The sequence below is a fragment of the Arthrobacter sp. YN genome, from assembly GCF_002224285.1.
Classification (GTDB): domain Bacteria; phylum Actinomycetota; class Actinomycetes; order Actinomycetales; family Micrococcaceae; genus Arthrobacter.
In genome coordinates, this window is the sequence record NZ_CP022436.1 from 210649 (window position 1) to 226656 (window position 16008).

Annotated in this window: 20 protein-coding genes; 15 read left to right on the forward strand and 5 right to left on the reverse strand. The window is 63.9% G+C overall.

The genetic code is table 11. The features are described from left to right. The first annotated feature begins 96 nt into the window (after positions 1 to 96). From CGK93_RS01025 to CGK93_RS01030, 3 genes are all read left to right on the forward strand, one after another. On the forward strand, positions 97 to 1077 hold the full coding sequence (locus CGK93_RS01025) for a glycosyltransferase (RefSeq protein WP_232481499.1): 981 nt from the start codon (positions 97 to 99) through the stop codon (positions 1075 to 1077). Next, on the forward strand, positions 1005 to 1313 hold the full coding sequence (locus CGK93_RS23930; protein ID WP_232481500.1) for a glycosyltransferase: 309 nt from the start codon (positions 1005 to 1007) through the stop codon (positions 1311 to 1313). Before CGK93_RS01025 ends, CGK93_RS23930 begins: the two co-directional genes overlap by 73 nt. Positions 1314 to 1445: 132 nt before the next feature. Then, entirely contained in the window at positions 1446 to 3548 is a 2103-nt protein-coding gene (locus tag CGK93_RS01030) for a S9 family peptidase (protein ID WP_198318317.1), read from the forward strand. A gap of 7 nt (positions 3549 to 3555) precedes the next feature. On the opposite strand, the gene CGK93_RS01035 is transcribed toward CGK93_RS01030, so the two are convergent. After that, positions 3556 to 4794 carry a Fic family protein gene (locus tag CGK93_RS01035; RefSeq protein ID WP_089593215.1) on the reverse strand — a complete coding sequence of 413 codons (1239 nt, stop codon included), beginning with the start codon at positions 4792 to 4794 and terminating at the stop codon, positions 3556 to 3558. 184 nt (positions 4795 to 4978) lie between these two features. Between CGK93_RS01035 and CGK93_RS01040 the strand changes: the two genes are divergently transcribed. The 3 genes from CGK93_RS01040 to CGK93_RS01050 all read left to right on the forward strand — a co-directional run bounded on the left by CGK93_RS01040 (position 4979) and on the right by CGK93_RS01050 (position 7306). Beyond that, positions 4979 to 5488, forward strand: coding sequence for an amino-acid N-acetyltransferase (locus tag CGK93_RS01040; RefSeq protein ID WP_089593216.1), 510 nt, complete (start codon positions 4979 to 4981; stop codon positions 5486 to 5488). Positions 5489 to 5704: 216 nt separating this feature from the next. Continuing rightward, on the forward strand, positions 5705 to 7105 hold the full coding sequence (locus tag CGK93_RS01045) for an FAD-binding oxidoreductase (protein ID WP_232481502.1): 1401 nt from the start codon (positions 5705 to 5707) through the stop codon (positions 7103 to 7105). Between the two features lie 12 nt (positions 7106 to 7117). Further along, entirely contained in the window at positions 7118 to 7306 is a 189-nt protein-coding gene (locus CGK93_RS01050; protein ID WP_089593218.1) for a hypothetical protein, read from the forward strand. A gap of 82 nt (positions 7307 to 7388) precedes the next feature. Here the strand turns inward: CGK93_RS01050 and CGK93_RS01055 are convergent, their stop codons facing one another. After that, positions 7389 to 8366, reverse strand: coding sequence for a GlxA family transcriptional regulator (locus tag CGK93_RS01055; protein ID WP_157731559.1), 978 nt, complete (start codon positions 8364 to 8366; stop codon positions 7389 to 7391). 134 nt (positions 8367 to 8500) lie between these two features. Between CGK93_RS01055 and CGK93_RS01060 the strand changes: the two genes are divergently transcribed. From CGK93_RS01060 to CGK93_RS01090, 7 genes are all read left to right on the forward strand, one after another. Further along, a complete protein-coding gene (locus tag CGK93_RS01060; RefSeq protein WP_089593219.1) occupies positions 8501 to 9127 on the forward strand; it encodes an isochorismatase family protein in 627 nt (208 codons plus the stop codon). A gap of 109 nt (positions 9128 to 9236) precedes the next feature. Beyond that, the gene (dhaK, locus tag CGK93_RS01065) at positions 9237 to 10238 is read left to right on the forward strand and encodes a dihydroxyacetone kinase subunit DhaK (protein ID WP_089593220.1); all 1002 of its coding nucleotides are present in this window, start codon (positions 9237 to 9239) and stop codon (positions 10236 to 10238) included. A 2-nt stretch (positions 10239 to 10240) separates the two neighbouring features. Beyond that, positions 10241 to 10903 carry a dihydroxyacetone kinase subunit DhaL gene (gene dhaL, locus CGK93_RS01070; protein WP_089593221.1) on the forward strand — a complete coding sequence of 221 codons (663 nt, stop codon included), beginning with the start codon at positions 10241 to 10243 and terminating at the stop codon, positions 10901 to 10903. Then, positions 10900 to 11577 carry a dihydroxyacetone kinase phosphoryl donor subunit DhaM gene (gene dhaM, locus CGK93_RS01075; RefSeq protein ID WP_089593222.1) on the forward strand — a complete coding sequence of 226 codons (678 nt, stop codon included), beginning with the start codon at positions 10900 to 10902 and terminating at the stop codon, positions 11575 to 11577. The genes dhaL and dhaM overlap by 4 nt, the downstream gene beginning before the upstream one ends. A gap of 90 nt (positions 11578 to 11667) precedes the next feature. Continuing rightward, positions 11668 to 11844 (forward strand): CsbD family protein, encoded by a 177-nt coding sequence (locus CGK93_RS01080; RefSeq protein ID WP_035760998.1) that lies wholly within the window; start codon positions 11668 to 11670, stop codon positions 11842 to 11844. A gap of 105 nt (positions 11845 to 11949) precedes the next feature. Continuing rightward, positions 11950 to 12210, forward strand: coding sequence for a DUF4235 domain-containing protein (locus tag CGK93_RS01085; protein WP_089593223.1), 261 nt, complete (start codon positions 11950 to 11952; stop codon positions 12208 to 12210). A gap of 4 nt (positions 12211 to 12214) precedes the next feature. Beyond that, entirely contained in the window at positions 12215 to 12574 is a 360-nt protein-coding gene (locus tag CGK93_RS01090; protein WP_089593224.1) for a VOC family protein, read from the forward strand. 45 nt (positions 12575 to 12619) lie between these two features. Here the strand turns inward: CGK93_RS01090 and CGK93_RS01095 are convergent, their stop codons facing one another. Beyond that, complete coding sequence (locus tag CGK93_RS01095) at positions 12620 to 13132, reverse strand: VOC family protein (RefSeq protein WP_089593225.1); 513 nt, start codon at positions 13130 to 13132, stop codon at positions 12620 to 12622. A 77-nt stretch (positions 13133 to 13209) separates the two neighbouring features. Here CGK93_RS01095 and CGK93_RS24530 point away from each other — a divergent pair, with 77 nt between their 5' ends. After that, the gene (locus CGK93_RS24530) at positions 13210 to 13584 is read left to right on the forward strand and encodes a DUF6597 domain-containing transcriptional factor (protein ID WP_442857004.1); all 375 of its coding nucleotides are present in this window, start codon (positions 13210 to 13212) and stop codon (positions 13582 to 13584) included. After that, positions 13581 to 13997: a helix-turn-helix domain-containing protein gene (locus CGK93_RS24535; RefSeq protein ID WP_442857005.1), complete on the forward strand. Its 417-nt coding sequence runs from the start codon at positions 13581 to 13583 to the stop codon at positions 13995 to 13997. Before CGK93_RS24530 ends, CGK93_RS24535 begins: the two co-directional genes overlap by 4 nt. Here the strand turns inward: CGK93_RS24535 and CGK93_RS01105 are convergent. Together CGK93_RS01105 and CGK93_RS01110 are read right to left on the reverse strand one after the other, a co-directional pair. Beyond that, positions 13980 to 15335 (reverse strand): cation:dicarboxylate symporter family transporter, encoded by a 1356-nt coding sequence (locus CGK93_RS01105; protein WP_089597090.1) that lies wholly within the window; start codon positions 15333 to 15335, stop codon positions 13980 to 13982. The two genes, CGK93_RS24535 and CGK93_RS01105, sit on opposite strands and share 18 nt — an antisense overlap. Before the next feature lie 173 nt (positions 15336 to 15508). Beyond that, positions 15509 to 15991, reverse strand: coding sequence for a hypothetical protein (locus CGK93_RS01110; RefSeq protein WP_089593226.1), 483 nt, complete (start codon positions 15989 to 15991; stop codon positions 15509 to 15511). Positions 15992 to 16008 lie beyond the last annotated feature (17 nt).

Consider the following 16008-nt stretch of genomic DNA (forward strand, 5'->3'; position numbering starts at 1 on the left):
GCGTTGGGCCCGAGTTTTTGTACAGGTAGAGCCCTTAAGGTGGCCTCTAGAGGGCGTTGTCTGTACAAAAACTTCACGAACCGGAACGGGGATCGAATGCGGGTACTTATGGTGGCTCCCGGGACGCGTGGGGATGTGGCGCCCATGGCCGGGCTCGGAGCCCGTCTGCAGGTGCAGGGTTACGAGGTTGCCATTGCGGCCAATCCCGCCTACGCCCCTCTGGTTGTTGAGTCAGGATGCGAGTTCAGGCCGCTGCCGGGGGACCTGGCGGAACTCATCAAGCAGCCAGCCCCTGGCGCCAAGGCAGCACCCGGCAGCGTGCTGACGTTCTGGCGGAAGCTTGGCGAGTACATGGACAACGCGGCAACGGGAACCTTGGCTGCTGCCGAGGCCGGAGCCGATGTCATCATGGCCAACTCGGTGGCACCCTATGCCTATGACATTGCCGAGGCCTTCGGCATCCCGGCCATGGGGGCGCATTTGCAGCCAACCGAACCGAGTGCGGCCTACCCGCCTGTGCTGATGAATTCGGCTCGAAGCCTCGGTGCGCTGGGGAACAGGATCATTGGCGAGCGGGCAGCTGCGGGGCCGGCACCCTACGATGCTCCCAGTGCCCGCCTTCGCAAGCAGCTCGGCCTGCGCAAGGAAAGCCGGGCAGCGGGCGAACGTCGTCGGAGGAAGGCCCGGGCAACCATTCTTCACGGCATCAGTCCCACCGTCCTGCCGCGACCCGCCGATTGGCATGCGGGATTGGTGATGGCCGGATATTGGTGGCCTCCGGAGCATTCAGGCTGGGAGCCCTCCGCGGACCTGGTGGACTTTCTCGCAGGCGGTCCAGCACCCGTCTTCATTGGTTTCGGCAGCAGCGCGGACCTTGACCCCGACTTCGTCCTCGAGGCCACGCGTCGTGCCGGAGTTCGGGCTGTTGTGCAGGGCGCGGAGGGCGCGTTGGGCGATGATGCCATGGGCGTCGGGAGTGTCCCGCACGAGTGGCTGTTCCCCGAATGGCTGCTGTTGTTCACCATGCCGGCGCTGGAACCACTGCTGCCGGCCTTCGCGCGGGCGTGCCGTCAGTAGGTGTTCCCGTGTATACGGACCAGCCGCTCTGGGCCTCGCGGATCGCAAACCTGGGCGCCGGTCCCCAACCGCTTCCGTACAAGAAGCTGACTCCGGAGCGCCTTGGTGACGCGATCGCCGAAGCCGTAAGAACGCCGTCGTACGCGCAGCAAGCGCAGATCCTGGCGGCCGCCATTGCGAAGGAAGACGGGACTGAGCCGGTGGTCGAAGCCCTTCGGGCCCTTCCATCCAAGTAGCAGCACAGCGCGTTGAGAGCGCTCGTGACGCGCTGTGCTGCGACTTAGTTGGGTTCGGGATATGTGAAAGTACTGTTTCACTGTGAGTGAACCACCCTGTGATCGGGAGCACAATGCGTGTTGAATCGGATCATGGACTCTGCTGACACTCTGACCCCGGGCGAGCAGCCCGAAACTCCCTTCCACCGCATGGACCACTATCTCGCCATCCCGCGGGTCAGCGGCCTCACCCTCAGCCCCGATGGCAAGCGCCTGGTCACCACCGTTTCGACGCTGAACGGCAAGGGAACCGAGTTCGCTTCGGCCCTCTGGGAGATTGACCCCACCGGCCAAAAGCACGCACGCCGCATCACCCGCAGTTCCAAGGGCGAGGCCGGCGCGGTGTTCGCAGCAAACGGCGACCTCTACTTCACCTCGGCGCGCCCGGACCCGGACAGCCCTGACGCTGACCCGGTAAACGCCCTGTGGCTCCTCCCCGCCGACGGTGGAGAAGCCCGCGTGGTGCACTCGCGCTCGGGCGGCATCAGTTCCGTCATGGCTGCGAAGGACGCGGATGCCACGTTCGTCAGCGCCGAGGTCCTGGCGGGATCCGCCGACGAGGACAACGACGACGAGCGCCGAAAGACCCGCAAGGACAACAAGGTCTCCGCCATCCTGCACAGTGGTTACCCGGTCCGCTATTGGGATGCCGACCTCGGCCCCGCAGAGCCGCGGATCTTTGCCGTCGAGCAGGGTCACGAGCGGGAACCCGGCAAACCGTCAACGGTGGACGCCGCGGCTCCGCTCAAGCTCCGCAACCTGACGGCCGGCGTCGGCGGTTCGCTGCGTGAGTCGAAAACGGTGGTGAGCCCGGACGGGAAGACCATTTACACCAGCATGACCAAGGCGCTCGCCAAGGCGGACAGCCGCGAGGTGCTGGCCGCCGTCGACGTCGCCACCGGGAACGTCAAGGTGCTGCTGGACCACGAAGGCATGAGCTACTTCCCGGGGCCGGTCAGCCCGGACAACGGCACGCTCGTGGTGGAAAGCGAAAGCGACACCACACCCACGCAGGCGCCCCAGGTGAAGCTGCACCTGCTCAACGTTGCCGGCGGCGAAACCACGAACCTCGAACCGCTGGCGCACCACTGGGATCGGTGGGCCACCGTCCTTGCCTGGCTTCCGGATGGCAGTGCCGTCCTGGCCAAAGCGGACGACGACGGCGCGTCGCCGGTTTTCCGGATCAGCGTCGCTGACGGTGAAGTCACCCGGGTGACGCAGGACGCTTCCGCCTATTCCGACGTCGTAATTTCTCCCGACGGGACGGCGGCGTACGCCCTGCGGAGCTCGTACGAATTCCCTGCCGAAGCGGTCAGGATAGACCTCGCCACCGGAGAAGTGACCAGGCTGCAAGCACCCGCTGAGCGGCCCGTTTACAAGGGTCATCTGGAGCGCGTGGAAGCGACGGCGGACGACGGTTCACGAGTGCCCGCCTACCTTGCGCTCCCTGAAGGGGCATCGGCCGGTAAGCCTGCACCGCTCCTGCTGTGGATCCACGGCGGACCGCTGGGTTCGTGGAACGCCTGGACGTGGCGCTGGAACCCCTGGCTGCTCGTCGCCAAGGGCTACGCCGTGCTGCTGCCCGATCCCGCGCTCTCCACAGGCTACGGCCAGGAGTTCATCCAGCGCGGCTGGGGTGAGTGGGGCAAGAAGCCCTTCACCGACCTCATGGCCATCACCGACGCGGTGGTGGGGCGCCCGGACATTGACGAGTCGCGGACAGCTGCAATGGGGGGATCGTTCGGCGGCTACATGGCCAATTGGGTTGCCGGCCAAACCGACCGGTTCAAAGCGATTGTTACCCACGCCAGTTTGTGGGCGCTGGACCAGTTCGGCCCCACCACGGACGCCGCCCAGTACTGGCTGAAGGAAATGACAGTGGAAATGGCCATGGAGAACTCGCCGCACCTGAACGTCGGCAACATCAAGACGCCCATGCTGGTAATCCACGGCGACAAGGACTACCGGGTTCCGATCGGCGAGGGTCTGCGTCTTTGGTACGAACTCTTGTCCTCGTCGCAATTGCCCGCCGACGACAACGGCCAGAGCCCACACCGCTTCCTCTACTTCCCCGACGAAAACCACTGGGTGCTTCAGCCGCAGCACGCGAAGATCTGGTACGGAGTGGTGGAGCACTTCCTGGCAAAACAGGTGCTGGGCGAGGACGTTGCCTTGCCGGAGGAGCTGGGGGTCTAGGCGGTCGTCAGCCGGCGGACATCCGGCGGATCTCGGCGGCGTAGGCGTCGAGGACGTCGAAGATGCCCCGGTGCTGCCATACCCGATGACGGCCGCGGCCTGACGCCTCGATGAGTACGCCAAGGTCTGTGAGAGAGTCCAGTGCACGAAGCGCCGCCATCTCACCCAGCCCAAGCTCGGTCGTGAGGTATCTCGTGTTCATCGCGGGCTGGCCGATGAGAGCCGGCAGCACCTTCCACGCGGCGGCGTCCGCGCGCAAGCGTGACATCTTGACGCGGGACGACTCGAGTTGCACAACGAGGTCATCGACGAGCTTTGTTCCGGTGGTCGCGGCGATCCGGCTGGCCCGGGCGAACTCTCGGACGATCGGGCCCGCATCGCCATCACGGAACGAGCCCAGCGCTGCGAAGTAGCGCTGGGTGTCGACGAGAAGACCCGCAGAGATCGGCACCGCAGTCGAGCCAACGAGTCCCTTGTTACGGAGGATCGATTGTGCCAGCGCGCGCCCAGTCACGCCATTCCCGTCGGGAAATGGGTGGATCGTTTCGAACTGGGCGTGGCTGACAGCGACTTGGACCAGCACCGAAACATCCTGGCGGCTGACGAATTTGACCAGGTCATCGATCGCTCCGTGGATGCGGTCATGGTGCGGGGCAACGAAGTCGGCAGTCCTCGGGCCGGCCTCGCCGGGGCCCACCCACACCTGCCCGACGCGGAAATGGCCAGCTTCGGCTGGGTGGAAGCCAGGCTGTTGGAGCATGAGCGCCTTGTGCATCGCGAGAATGGACCTCTCGCTGATGTCGTCAGCGAGCCGGAGGGCCGCCTCCACGGCGCGGACGTTGCCTATGACGGTGAGTGCATTGGCTTTGTCGCCCTCGCCGATCTCGGCGAGGGCTAGTTGCTTCGCGGATGTTGTCAGTTGTTCGATTTGCGAGCTGGAGGCCGACTCAGTGCGAAGCAGGATAGCTGTCATCGGTCCGAGGGCAGGATTGTTTGTGCCAAGTGTGCGCTGGGCGTGCTTGTCGAATTCGACCAACTGACGGGTGGCATCTTCGACGTCGGCGGAATCCTCGCCGGAGATGTGGGGAGCCCAGCCCGCGATCGACGCCGTGACGGCCGCCTCGTAGGGGCCGGTCTGACGCGCCACTTCGGCACGCGAATACATCTCCGGCGCGCGCGGCTGCCAGTCGAAGGTCTCGAATGAGACCGGGTCGACCGGGATGCGCACGTTGGCAGGTGTTGGCATGCGATAACTTTACCAACACTTAGTCGAATAAGTGTTGGTAAGTGTCCGATCCATCCCATCTGAACTATCGCCGAACCGTGGGCCGGAGGCTGTACTACCAACAGATGGGCCCTGAAATGTTGGGAAGCTCCGCCTGCGGGTGGAGTCAATGGGCTGCGCATCTACTCCTCGCTAGGATGGGGGAGTGAATTCGACCTTCAGCCTCCGCCCTGCCCGCACCAGCGATGTGGCTGCGATCAAGAGGCTTGTGGCGCCCTTGGCGGAGGAGCGGATCCTCATGGCCAAGGAGACTGTGGCTTATTACGAGAGCCTGCAGGAATTCCGGATCGCCGAGTCCGACGGCGGGGAAGTCATTGGCTGCGGCGCTCTCCACGTGATGTGGGAGGACCTGGCCGAGATCCGCACTCTTGCGGCTGCTGATTCCTGGCGGGGGCGGGGTGTGGGGCATGTCCTGGTGGAGGATCTCCTTGAGGAAGCGCGTGCCCTTGGCGTGAGCCGGGTCTTCTGCCTGACGTTCGAGGTGGATTTCTTCAAGCGCCACGGGTTTGAAGTCATGGCTGACCAGTCGGCCGTGGATCCCCAGGTGTACTCCGAGCTGCTGCGCTCACATGACGAAGGTGTGGCGGAGTTCCTGGACCTGGCCCGGGTGAAGCCGAACACCTTAGGCAATACCCGCATGATCAAGCAGCTCTAGGCCTGCCTTCCCCTTCCGCGCGTCGAGATCCTGAAGGAAAATGGCGCGTCTTTCAAGCGTGCCAGATTATGAGTGATTTAATCCCCTTTTCTTATCTAAAATTGATGGATAAACTGATTGAGGCTTGCTGGGGAAGCTTCCACCACATCGGTCAATTGAGAGAAGATCATGCAGTCCCACGCGTCCCTTTCAGATGTTTCAAAACTCCAACTCAGCGTGCGCGGTCCAGTGTTCACGCCTGCCGATCCCGGCTTCGCCGCTGAAGTAGCGGCCTTCAATTTATCCACACAGCACCAGCCCGATCTTGCCTTCGGAGCCCTCGACGCAGAGGATGTCTCGGCGGCGATACACTGGGCAGCGGAACGCGGTGTGCCCGTGTCCGTCCAGTCAACCGGGCACGGTGCCACCAACGCGATCGAGGGTGGCCTGCTGATCAGCACCCGACGAATGCTCGAGCTCAGTATTGATCCCTTGGAGAAGACAGCCCGCGTGGGTGCGGGTGTCCGATGGAAGGCCGTGGTGGATCTCGCCGGGACCTTCGGCCTCATGGGGCTCTGCGGTTCAACCACTGATGTTGGCGTGGTGGGTTACACGCTGGGTGGTGGGCTGCCGATCCTGGGTCGCAAATACGGATTCGCTTCCGACCACGTGATTGCGTTTGAAATCGTCACGGCGGACGGAACCCTGCGCAGGGTAACCAAGGACGAGGATTCGGAGCTGTTCTTCCTCCTGCGTGGCGGCAAGGGCAATCTGGGAATCGTCACGGCCATGGAATTCCATCTGTTCCCTGGCTCCGACCTCTACGCCGGCGGAATCTACTTTGACGGTGAGCATGCCCCTGAAGTCCTGCAGGCGTTCAGGGGTTGGGCGCCTGCCCTGCCTGTAGAGGCCTCGGCGTCACTTGCCTTCCTGCGGCTGCCGGATATGGAGATGGTGCCGGAACCCCTGCGCGGAAAGTTCGTGATCCACCTCCGTTATGCCTACCAGGGTGATCTGGCGGCGGCGGCAGAACTCCTGGAGCCGATGCGCCGGAGTGCACCGTTCATGATGGATGCCACCGGTCCCCTTGACGCCACTGCCTTCGACTCCATCCACCAGGACCCGGACCAGCCTGTTCCCGTGATGGAACACGGGTTCCTCCTGAACAGGCTGGATGCGCCGGAAGCCGAAACGCTTCTGCGGCACTTTGGCCCCGGCGTCGAAAGTCCCGTGCTGTTGGCCGAGCTCCGACTGCTCGGGGGTGCCTTGGCCAGGAGCGCAGACGGCGATGACATTGTGGGTGGTCGCGATGCTGCGTTCAGCTTCTTCATGGGTGCCATTGCCGTCCCGCCGGTGGTTGCGATGTTGCCCGCGGTTTTCAATGCAGTCCATGACGACCTTCGGCCGGCCGCCAATGCCGGAACCTTCGTGAACCTGCACGGCCACTTCGTGGATGCCGAAGACAGGGAACGGCCCTGGCGGGCAACGGCGTTGGAACGGCTCCGCCAGGCAAAGGCTGAGTTGGACCCGCAGAACATGTTCAGCTTCGGGCATGTAGTGGGGCTCCCGGTCATTGACCAGACCGTGTTGCTTGAAGACGTTGTGACCGCCGGCGGCGACGCCGTGCTGAACAACTAGGGGCTGAGGGCGATGAACAACCGCGTCACGTTCCCCGACTTCTCCGCCTTCCAGATCGACATTCCGCACGGATTATGGCCGCACGAAGCGTCATGGTCCGGGGATAGGCACTCCGACCCGGACCTGTACTCGGCCTTCTGGCCCGAGTTTCACGTCGGGCAGGAATCCGAGGCGGTGACGGCACCGCAGGCTGAGGAGTAGCAGGCACAAAGCGGGCCCGCGGAGCCGGGGCAGGGCGGAAGGGGCAGTTCCCGGGAGCTGTCCCTTCCGCCATGCGAAACCCTCACTGCCGCGGGGCGCCGGGCAGTGCCGCGCCTGGTTGGGCGTCGAAGCGGCGTCGATAGTCAGTGGGCGTGGTGGAAAAGGCCCGGGCAAAGTTTTGCCGGAGGGTCACGGCGCTGCCGAACCCGCATTCGACTGCCACCTGGTCAATGGACAAGCTGGTGCTTTCCAGGAGGTGCCTGGCTGCATCCAGCCGCTGGGAACGCACCCACGCCGAGGGCGTAGCGCCGGTAGAGGACCTGAAGGCGCGAATGAACGTTCGCCGACTCATGTGGGCCTGGTTGGCGAGCGTCTCGATGGTCAGATCTTCGCCCAGATGCCCCAATGCCCACTCAAGCAGGCGTGCCATGGGGTCGTCCGAGGAACGTGGCGGCAGGGGATGCTCAATGTACTGCGCCTGTCCGCCCTCGCGGTGCGGAGCGATGACCAGGCTGCGTGCCACCTGGTTGGCTGCCGCGGATCCCAGGCGGGTCCTGACCAAATGCAGGCAGGCGTCCAGCCCGGAGGCGGTGCCGGCAGACGTCAACACGTCGCCGTGATCGATGTACAGCACCGTCTGATCCAGGAAGACATCCGGGTGGCGTGCCGAGAGCGAACTGAAGGCCTCCCAATGGGTGACGGCGGACCGTCCGTCCAGGAGGCCGGCGTCGGCAACAGGGATGGTGCCCAGGCAGAGGCCAAGGATGGTGACGCCACGCTGATGCGCCTGCTGAAGTACGTTGCGGAGATGCTCGCCGGGCTCGCGGCCATCATCAAACCACGAGGGCACCACAATGACGTCGGCTTCGTCCGCCGCTTCGGGGCCCAGGATTTCTCCCAACTGATAGCCTTCCGCGGTGCGGATGCGGCCCGCCTGGTCCGCAAAAAGCAGGGTGGTCCACTCAGCGAGTCCTTGGCGCGCGACCTCGTCGAAGACCATTTGGGGGACAGCGAGGTGGAACATCGTGACGTCGTGGAAGGCATATACGGCGATGCGCACGGATCCTCCTTGGGATTGGCCTGAATCAATCGTACAAGGGCATTCATGCCACTGGTGGCCGGTTCCGACGGCGCCGAAGATGGAATGGTGCCGCAAGCCGGCCACTGCCTTCCACCTCACGGAAAGAGAGCATCATGAGCACTCCCCGCCGCGCCCTAGTCCTGGTAGACGTCCAGCAGCAGTACTTCAGCGGGCCCCTCGAGATCCAATTCCCGCCACACCAGGAATCCATCGGGATGATCGGCAAGGCCATAGACGCCGCAATGGCCGCAGGCATCCCGGTTGCCGCCATCCAGCACAGCGCTGGAGAAGGCGCGCCGGTTTTCGCCCCGGGAACCGCGGAGTACAACCTCCACCCTGACGTCGAGGCCCGCCGGAAGGACTCCTGGAAGGGTGTCGTCAAGGAGTACGGCTCGGTCTACGCCGGGACGGACCTGACCGAGTGGCTGCGGGAGCGCGGCGTCGACACTGTCACCTTGGTGGGGTACATGACCAACAACTGCATCCTGGCCTCAGCTGTGGAAGCCGAATTTATTGGTTTCAGCACCGAAGTCCTCTCCGATGCGACCGGTGCCGTCAATCTGGCCAACGACGCAGGATTCGCTGATGCGGAAACAGTCCACACCACCCTGATGGCTTTGCTGAACTCGAACTGGGCGGCCGTCAGCAGCACTGACGCCTGGGTGGATGCCTTGAACGCGGGCAACGCCCTGGAGGGGAGCGATCTGGGGAGTTCGGCAGTGGCCGGGGCCTCGCGCTGAAAAGCCCCGAGCGGGATAACTCCGCACCAAGGGTACCCAAGGCCTACCGTGGGCCGGGCCGCCGGTAGTAGGGTCAGAGCACCAGCCGCAGCACGCCCAGGAGCATCCCATGAAAAAGCTCATAAATGATCCACGCGCAGTGGTGGACGAGTCCGTCGAAGGGTTCGGCATGGCCCATGCCGACATTGTGGACGTCCATCCTGAGCCCAAATACGTCATCCGAAAGGGTGCTCCGGTGGCGGGCAAGGTTGCCTTGGTCTCCGGCGGTGGCAGCGGTCACGAGCCCTTGCACGCAGGTTTCGTGGGATTCGGCATGCTCGACGCCGCTGTGCCCGGCGCCGTCTTCACCTCGCCAACCCCTGACCAGATTATTCCGGCGACCGTCGCGGTGGACTCTGGCGCCGGCGTCGTTCATATCGTGAAGAACTACACCGGCGACGTCCTGAACTTTGAAACCGCCGCCGAGATGGCGCAGGCCGAAGGCGTGCACGTGCGTTCGGTTCTGGTGAACGACGACGTTGCGGTGGAAGATTCGCTGTACACGGCAGGCCGGCGCGGGGTAGGCGGAACGGTCCTGGTGGAAAAGATCGCAGGGGCTTCGGCTCAGCGTGGTGACGATCTTGACACCGTCACGGCCATTGCCGAACGGGTGGTGGCCAACGTGCGGACCATGGGCGTGGCACTGTCCGGCTGCACCGTGCCGCACGCAGGCACGCCGAGCTTCGAGCTGGAAGACAACGAGATCGAGATCGGTATAGGCATTCACGGCGAACCGGGCCGGCACAAGATCGCCATGGAGCCAGCCGATGCCATCACCGACCGCCTGCTGGAGCCTGTGCTGGAGGATCTTGCCCTGGCATCCGGGGACAAGGTGCTGCTGTTCGTGAACGGCATGGGCGGAACCCCGCAAAGCGAGCTCTACATTGTCTACCGGCGTGCAGCCCAGGTCCTGGCCGAACGTGGTGCCACCGTGGAGCGCTCGCTGGTGGGCAATTACGTGACGTCCCTGGAGATGCAGGGCTGCTCGGTCTCGGTCCTGCGCCTTGATGACGAGATGACCCGGCTATGGGATGCTCCCGTCCATACTGCAGCATTGCGGTGGGGAGCCTGAATATGGGGTTGACCGTTGACTGGGCCACGGACTGGTTGAAACTTTCCGCCAAAGCCATGGAAGAGCACCGCGTGGAACTGATCGAACTTGATCGGGCGATCGGCGACTCGGACCACGGCGAAAACATGGACCGCGGGTTCCAGGCCGTCCTCCAGAAACTCGAGGAGGCGCCACCCGCAACTCCCGGAGCCGCGCTCAAGGCCGCCGCGATGGCCCTCATGTCCAAGGTGGGCGGCGCTGCCGGGCCGCTGTATGGGACGGCCTTTCTGCGGGCCGCTACTGCGCTGGGCGATGCCGTCGAGATCGAGGCCGAAACTCTGGCGGCTGCTCTCGCTGCAGCACGTGATGGCGTGGTGGCGCGCGGCAAAGCGGAGCTTGGGGACAAGACCATGATCGACGCGTGGACACCCGCAGTGGAAGCTGCCCAAAAAGCCGCGGCGGGCGGCGCAGATCCGGTGGGCGTACTGGAAGCGGCTGCCGAAGCAGCTGAGACCGGGGCGATGGCAACGGATCCCTTGGTGGCGCGCAAAGGACGGGCCAGCTACCTGGGGGAGCGCAGTGCCGGGCACCGCGACCCCGGGGCGGCCTCAACGGCGCTGCTCCTCCGTGCGGCCGCCGCGGCTGCTGCCGGCTCCACTACCGAGACAGGAACCGACGCCGTATGACGGTTGGGATCGTGGTGGTTTCGCACAGCAGCAAGATTGCCGAGGGGGCGGTGGAACTCGCCGCGCAGATGGCGCCCGACGTCGAATTGGTCGCCGCCGGGGGCACCGACGACGATCGGATCGGAACCAGCCTGGAGAAGGTGCTGGCCGCCGTCGAGCAGTCCCTGGTTGATTCCGGTGGTGACGGCGTGGTGGTCATGACCGATCTGGGCTCGGCGGTGATGACGGCCGAGTCTGCCATGGAGTTTGCGAGCGACCCTGACGCCGTGCTCCTTGCGGATGCGCCCTTGGTTGAGGGGCTGGTGGCCGCAGCCGTGGCGGCCCAAGGAGGTTCCGGCGTCGCGGATGTCCGCAAGGCTGCGGAATCCGCGGGTTACCGGCCCGCGGAGCCCGCGGAACCAGCCGGCATCATCGAGCCGGATGCCAGCGGCGACTTCAAGCTCATCAACCCCTTGGGTATGCACGCCAGGCCCGCGGCGAAGATCGCAGGCGGCCTGTCCGGGTTGGACGCCGAGGTGACCGTCAACGGCGTCGATGGCATGTCCATCATGGCGCTCATGGCGCTCGCCGCCGGCCAGGGTTCCACGCTTAGTGTCGAAGCCCGCGGCAAGGACGCGCAGAGAGCTGTTGACTACGTTCGACGGTTGGTGGAAGAAGGGTTCGGGGAGCTCTAGTTCGGACGGATTTGCTGTCAAATATTGCTAAGTATGCTGATTAGTGATGTTGTAGAGGTACAGGTTCACTACAAGGAAGAGGTGCGAATCATGGGTGCTGACGACAAAATGGAGAACGCTGGCGAGAAGCTTGGTGGCAAGGCCAAGGAAGCTGCCGGAAAGTTGACGGACAACGAGCGTCTTGAAGCAGAAGGCAAGGGCGACCAGACGAAGGCCGACCTCAAGGGCGCCGGCGAGAAGCTGAAGGACGCCTTCAAGAAAGACTAGGTATCCGGACAGGGCCGCTGCGGTTGCAGTGGCCCTGCCTTGTTTTGTGAGGCGATTGTTGTGTGGGGCGTCGTCCGTCGGCGCCAAACCTGATGGAGGATCTACGTGAACATACTGGTGAAAATTTTCGGCCTGGCAATTGGTCTTGGCGCCGGCGCGCTGGCAAACAAGACGCTGGAGGGCCTCTGGGAGAAGAAGACCGGCAAGCCCGCCCCCAAGGACAGCACAGACCTCAATGACTCACTTCCGGGAGTGCTGGTCTTCGCGGTTGTCTCGGCCGCCGTCGCCGCCGTGGTTCACGTTCTTACCCAGCGGGGCACCAAGAGCGCCCTGGCCCGCATGAAGAAGACGGCAGACGAGGTCTAACAGCATGGCTATAGCTAAGTTCCCAAGTGTCGTCATCGATTGTCCCGACGCGGCTGTCTTGGCTGCCTTCTATGGCGAGCTCTTCGGCTGGGACGTCGAGGACAAGGGCGACTGGTTCGATATCCGCCCCAGCGACGGCAGTAACTGCATCTCCTTCCAGCAGGTGGAGGTGTACCAGGCGCCGGTGTGGCCCGGGCAGACCATTCCGCAGCAAATGCACTTGGACATGGTGGTGGAAGACCTGGACAAGGGCGAAGAAGTTGCGCTCTCGCTGGGGGCCACCAAGGCCGACCACCAGCCCGGTGAGACGTTCCGGGTGTTCCTTGATCCGGCCGGGCACCCGTTTTGTCTCTGCCTTAGCTAGGGCTTGGCCGCCGCAGGGCCTGAACCCTGTGGCGGCTCCCGGTCCTTAGCCCTGCTGTGCCGCCCATTCCTCGACGCGGCGGTTGCTCTCTTGCTCGGAGAGGTCCTCGACACGCGTCATGATGGACCAGCGGACGCCGAACGGATCGCGGATGCTCGCATAGCGGTCACCTGAAACGAAGGTGGTCAACGGCTCCCGGATGGCGGCGCCGGCTTGCTCTGCTTCACGGACAAGGCTGTCCGCGTCGGAGCAGTAGAGTCCCAGGGAATAGCAGTCGTCCTCGCCGGACGGTGCCTGGACCAAATGATATTCAGGGTTGGGCTCACCCAGCTGGAGGTGGCCGTTTCCGAAGTCCAGTTCGGCATGGACCACTATCCCGCCCATCTCAGTTTCGCCCACCACGCGGGCCCCGAACACGTCCCGGTAAAAGGCGATGGCCGCCTTGGCGTTCGGCACCGAGAGGAACGGCGTGAGGCTGGTGAGACCGTTCGGTATGCCGTGGGTGGTGTGCTCCCCGTGGGCGGCCGTGGTTGATTCTGTGCTTGTAGTATCTGTCATGGATACGACGCTACGTGCCTCCGGGTGCCGGGCGCTTGGAGATTCGCGACAGGTTCACGCCGACCCGGGAGGGGCTTATGGAGGGTTCCTTCAAGGGCATTCTGTACCCCGCGCGACTACCCACCTTCAACCGCGTTCCCGCGCCGGCATCGGTAGCCGGGCTGGTGCAGTGGTTCTGGATCCCCGAGTGGGACATCGAACCCGGCCGGACCTCCCGGCAGCACCTCATCGCCTACCCTGCGTCCAACCTGGTGGTGCAGCCTGCGGATGTCGTCTTTTCCGGACCCACCACCCGCGCCGCACACCGCGACCTGACCGGCTCTGGCTGGGCCGTGGGTGCGCTGCTCCGCCCGGCGGCCGTGCCGTTGTTTACCGACAATCCGGGGCCCTCCGCGACCAGGAGGTCGTTCTGGCGCTGGAAGAACTGCATTCGGCCGTCTTCAGGGCAATGACCCCGCACGACGACGGCACTCACCGCAGGCAGGCAGTGGAGGCCTTTGTTGCGTGGCTGGCTTCACTCGACGTAGTGCTCTCGGAGGAAGCGCTGCTCGCGAACCGGATGATGGATGTCATCACTTCCGATCCTGAGGTGCTCTTGCTTGAGGATGCGTCCACTCGGTTGTATGTCTCACCGCGAAAGCTTCAGAGGTTGGCCAGGAAGTACATAGGACTCAGCCCCGCAGCACTCATACGTCGCCGGAGGCTCCAGGATGCCGCAGAGCGTACCCGGTCCGATCCAACAGCGGACCTTGCGGCGATCGCCGTCGAACTTGGCTATGCCGATCACGCGCACCTGACAAACGACTTCCAAAAGTATCTGGGCTTCACGCCGAGTACGTACCGGAGGTCAGCTGGGGAGTCTTGAGCGCCGAAGGCTCGGACGCTGCGTCGTGTCCTCCGGCGTCGTGTCCTCCCCGCGGAAAGCTGCCAGCATTGCCTCGCGGTCGAATTGACCTTCCCATTTGGACACCACGAACGTGGCGACGCAGTTGCCCAGCAGGTTGACCACTACGCGCATGGAGTCCATCAAACGGTCTGCTCCCAGCAGGAGGGCAACTCCGGCTACCGGGAAGATTCCGAGCGCCCCGGCCGTCGCGGAGAGGGCGAGGAAGGCGGAACCGGGAACGCCGGCCATGCCCTTGGAGGTGAGCATCAGGATGCCGAGCGCTGCCAGTTGCTGACCCAGGTCCAGGTTGTGGCCAAAGGCCTGGGCAAGGAAAAGAAGGGAGATGGAAAGGTAAAGCGCGGCTCCGTCCAGATTGAAGGAGTATCCCGTGGGCACCACCAGGCCTGTGGTTGCCCGGGAACAACCGGCATTGGTCAGCTTGGTCATGATGCGGGGGAGGACGGATTCAGTGGAGGCCGTGCCCAGGGCAAGCATGAATTCTTCGCGGGAGTACTTGATGAACTGCCACAGGGGAACCCGGGGGTAGACCCAGGCCACCACAAACAGCAGGCCGATGAAGACCAGCGCTGAGCCGTAGCATGCCGCAATCAGGAGGGCGTAGGTACTCAGCGAACTGAGCCCGTACTGGCCGATGATGAAGGCCATGGCGCCGAAGGCTCCAATGGGGGCAACCCGCATGACCCAGGACATGATTTTGAAGAAGAGCTCCAGTGTCGTCTCCATGAGGTCGATGACCGGCTTGCACTTTTCGCGTCCCACCACCACGATTGCTGCGCCAAAGAAGATCGCGAAGCACAGGACCTGCAGCAGCGAGTTGGACGCAAAGGCTCCTACGACGCTGGTGGGGATGACGCCCAGCAGGAACTGTCCCGCGTCTTTGGGCGGGGCGGTAGTGGTCTTGGCGCTTACTGCATCCTCGGACAAAGATGCCGGGTCAATGTTCAGGCCCGCGCCCGGCTGCACAAGATTGGCAACCACCAACCCAAATGCCAGGGCGAAGAGTGTGGCGCCGGTGAAATAGATCAGTGCCTTAACACCTACGCGGCCTACGGACTTGACGTCCCCCACGGCAGAGATCCCCGTGACGATGACCAGAAAAATCAGTGGAGCGATGATCATTTTGATGAGCTGAATGAAGCCGTCGCCCAGTGGGCGAAGGGCAGAACCTGCGTTTGGCCATAGGTACCCTATGGCGATCCCCAGCACCACGGCCACCAGAATCTGGAAGAACAAGGATTTGTACAGTGGCTTCTTCGCTGCTGGAGTCACGGAAGCCGTGGGTGTGGGAATTTTCAAGGGGGTGCCTGTCTGTGCGAGGGCCGCGCTGCGGTCGCGGCTGGGATCACACAAGACGCTATGAGGGCCTTGTTTCCGAATTGCTAATTCCTGAAGCCTGTTGTGTTTAATATCGGAACAAGATTTTCACGATGTGGAAAGTCTAAGCATTGCGGCGGACATCCACACCACCACTAACGTTGTTTAAGCCCGTCTTCATCCAAGCTCACCGCGGCGGAAATGACGCGGCCGCATTGCTCGCCGTACGGATAATCGCCCTTGGGCGTGAAGGTCAATGTCCGCGTGGGCAGCGCTGTGCCGGAGGGAGAGGTGCCGCTTACGGTCGCCTCCAGAGGGCCTTCGCTGAGGGCGGGAAGCTCAAGGAATCCCACAAATGTCCCGTCAGGGGACGATGTCGCGGAGCACACGCCATCCGGCGTGCAGCCTTGGTCCACGGCCACAGCGCCCGGGTGCAGGTCCAGGTCCTTTTCGGTGCAGGTGCCGTCCTGGCAGGCCTTGAGCCGCAGCGTCCCCACCTGGTCTGCGTAGCTCGCTGCAACACTCAGGGACACGCCTGCAATGTGCCCAATGGCCGGGCAGGCTACGGCTTCGGGATAGCAGCCCGGAAGCAAAGCTGCGGTTCCGGCAAGGGTCAATGCCACTCCGATTTTGCCCATGCTTCAGGGTAGGACCG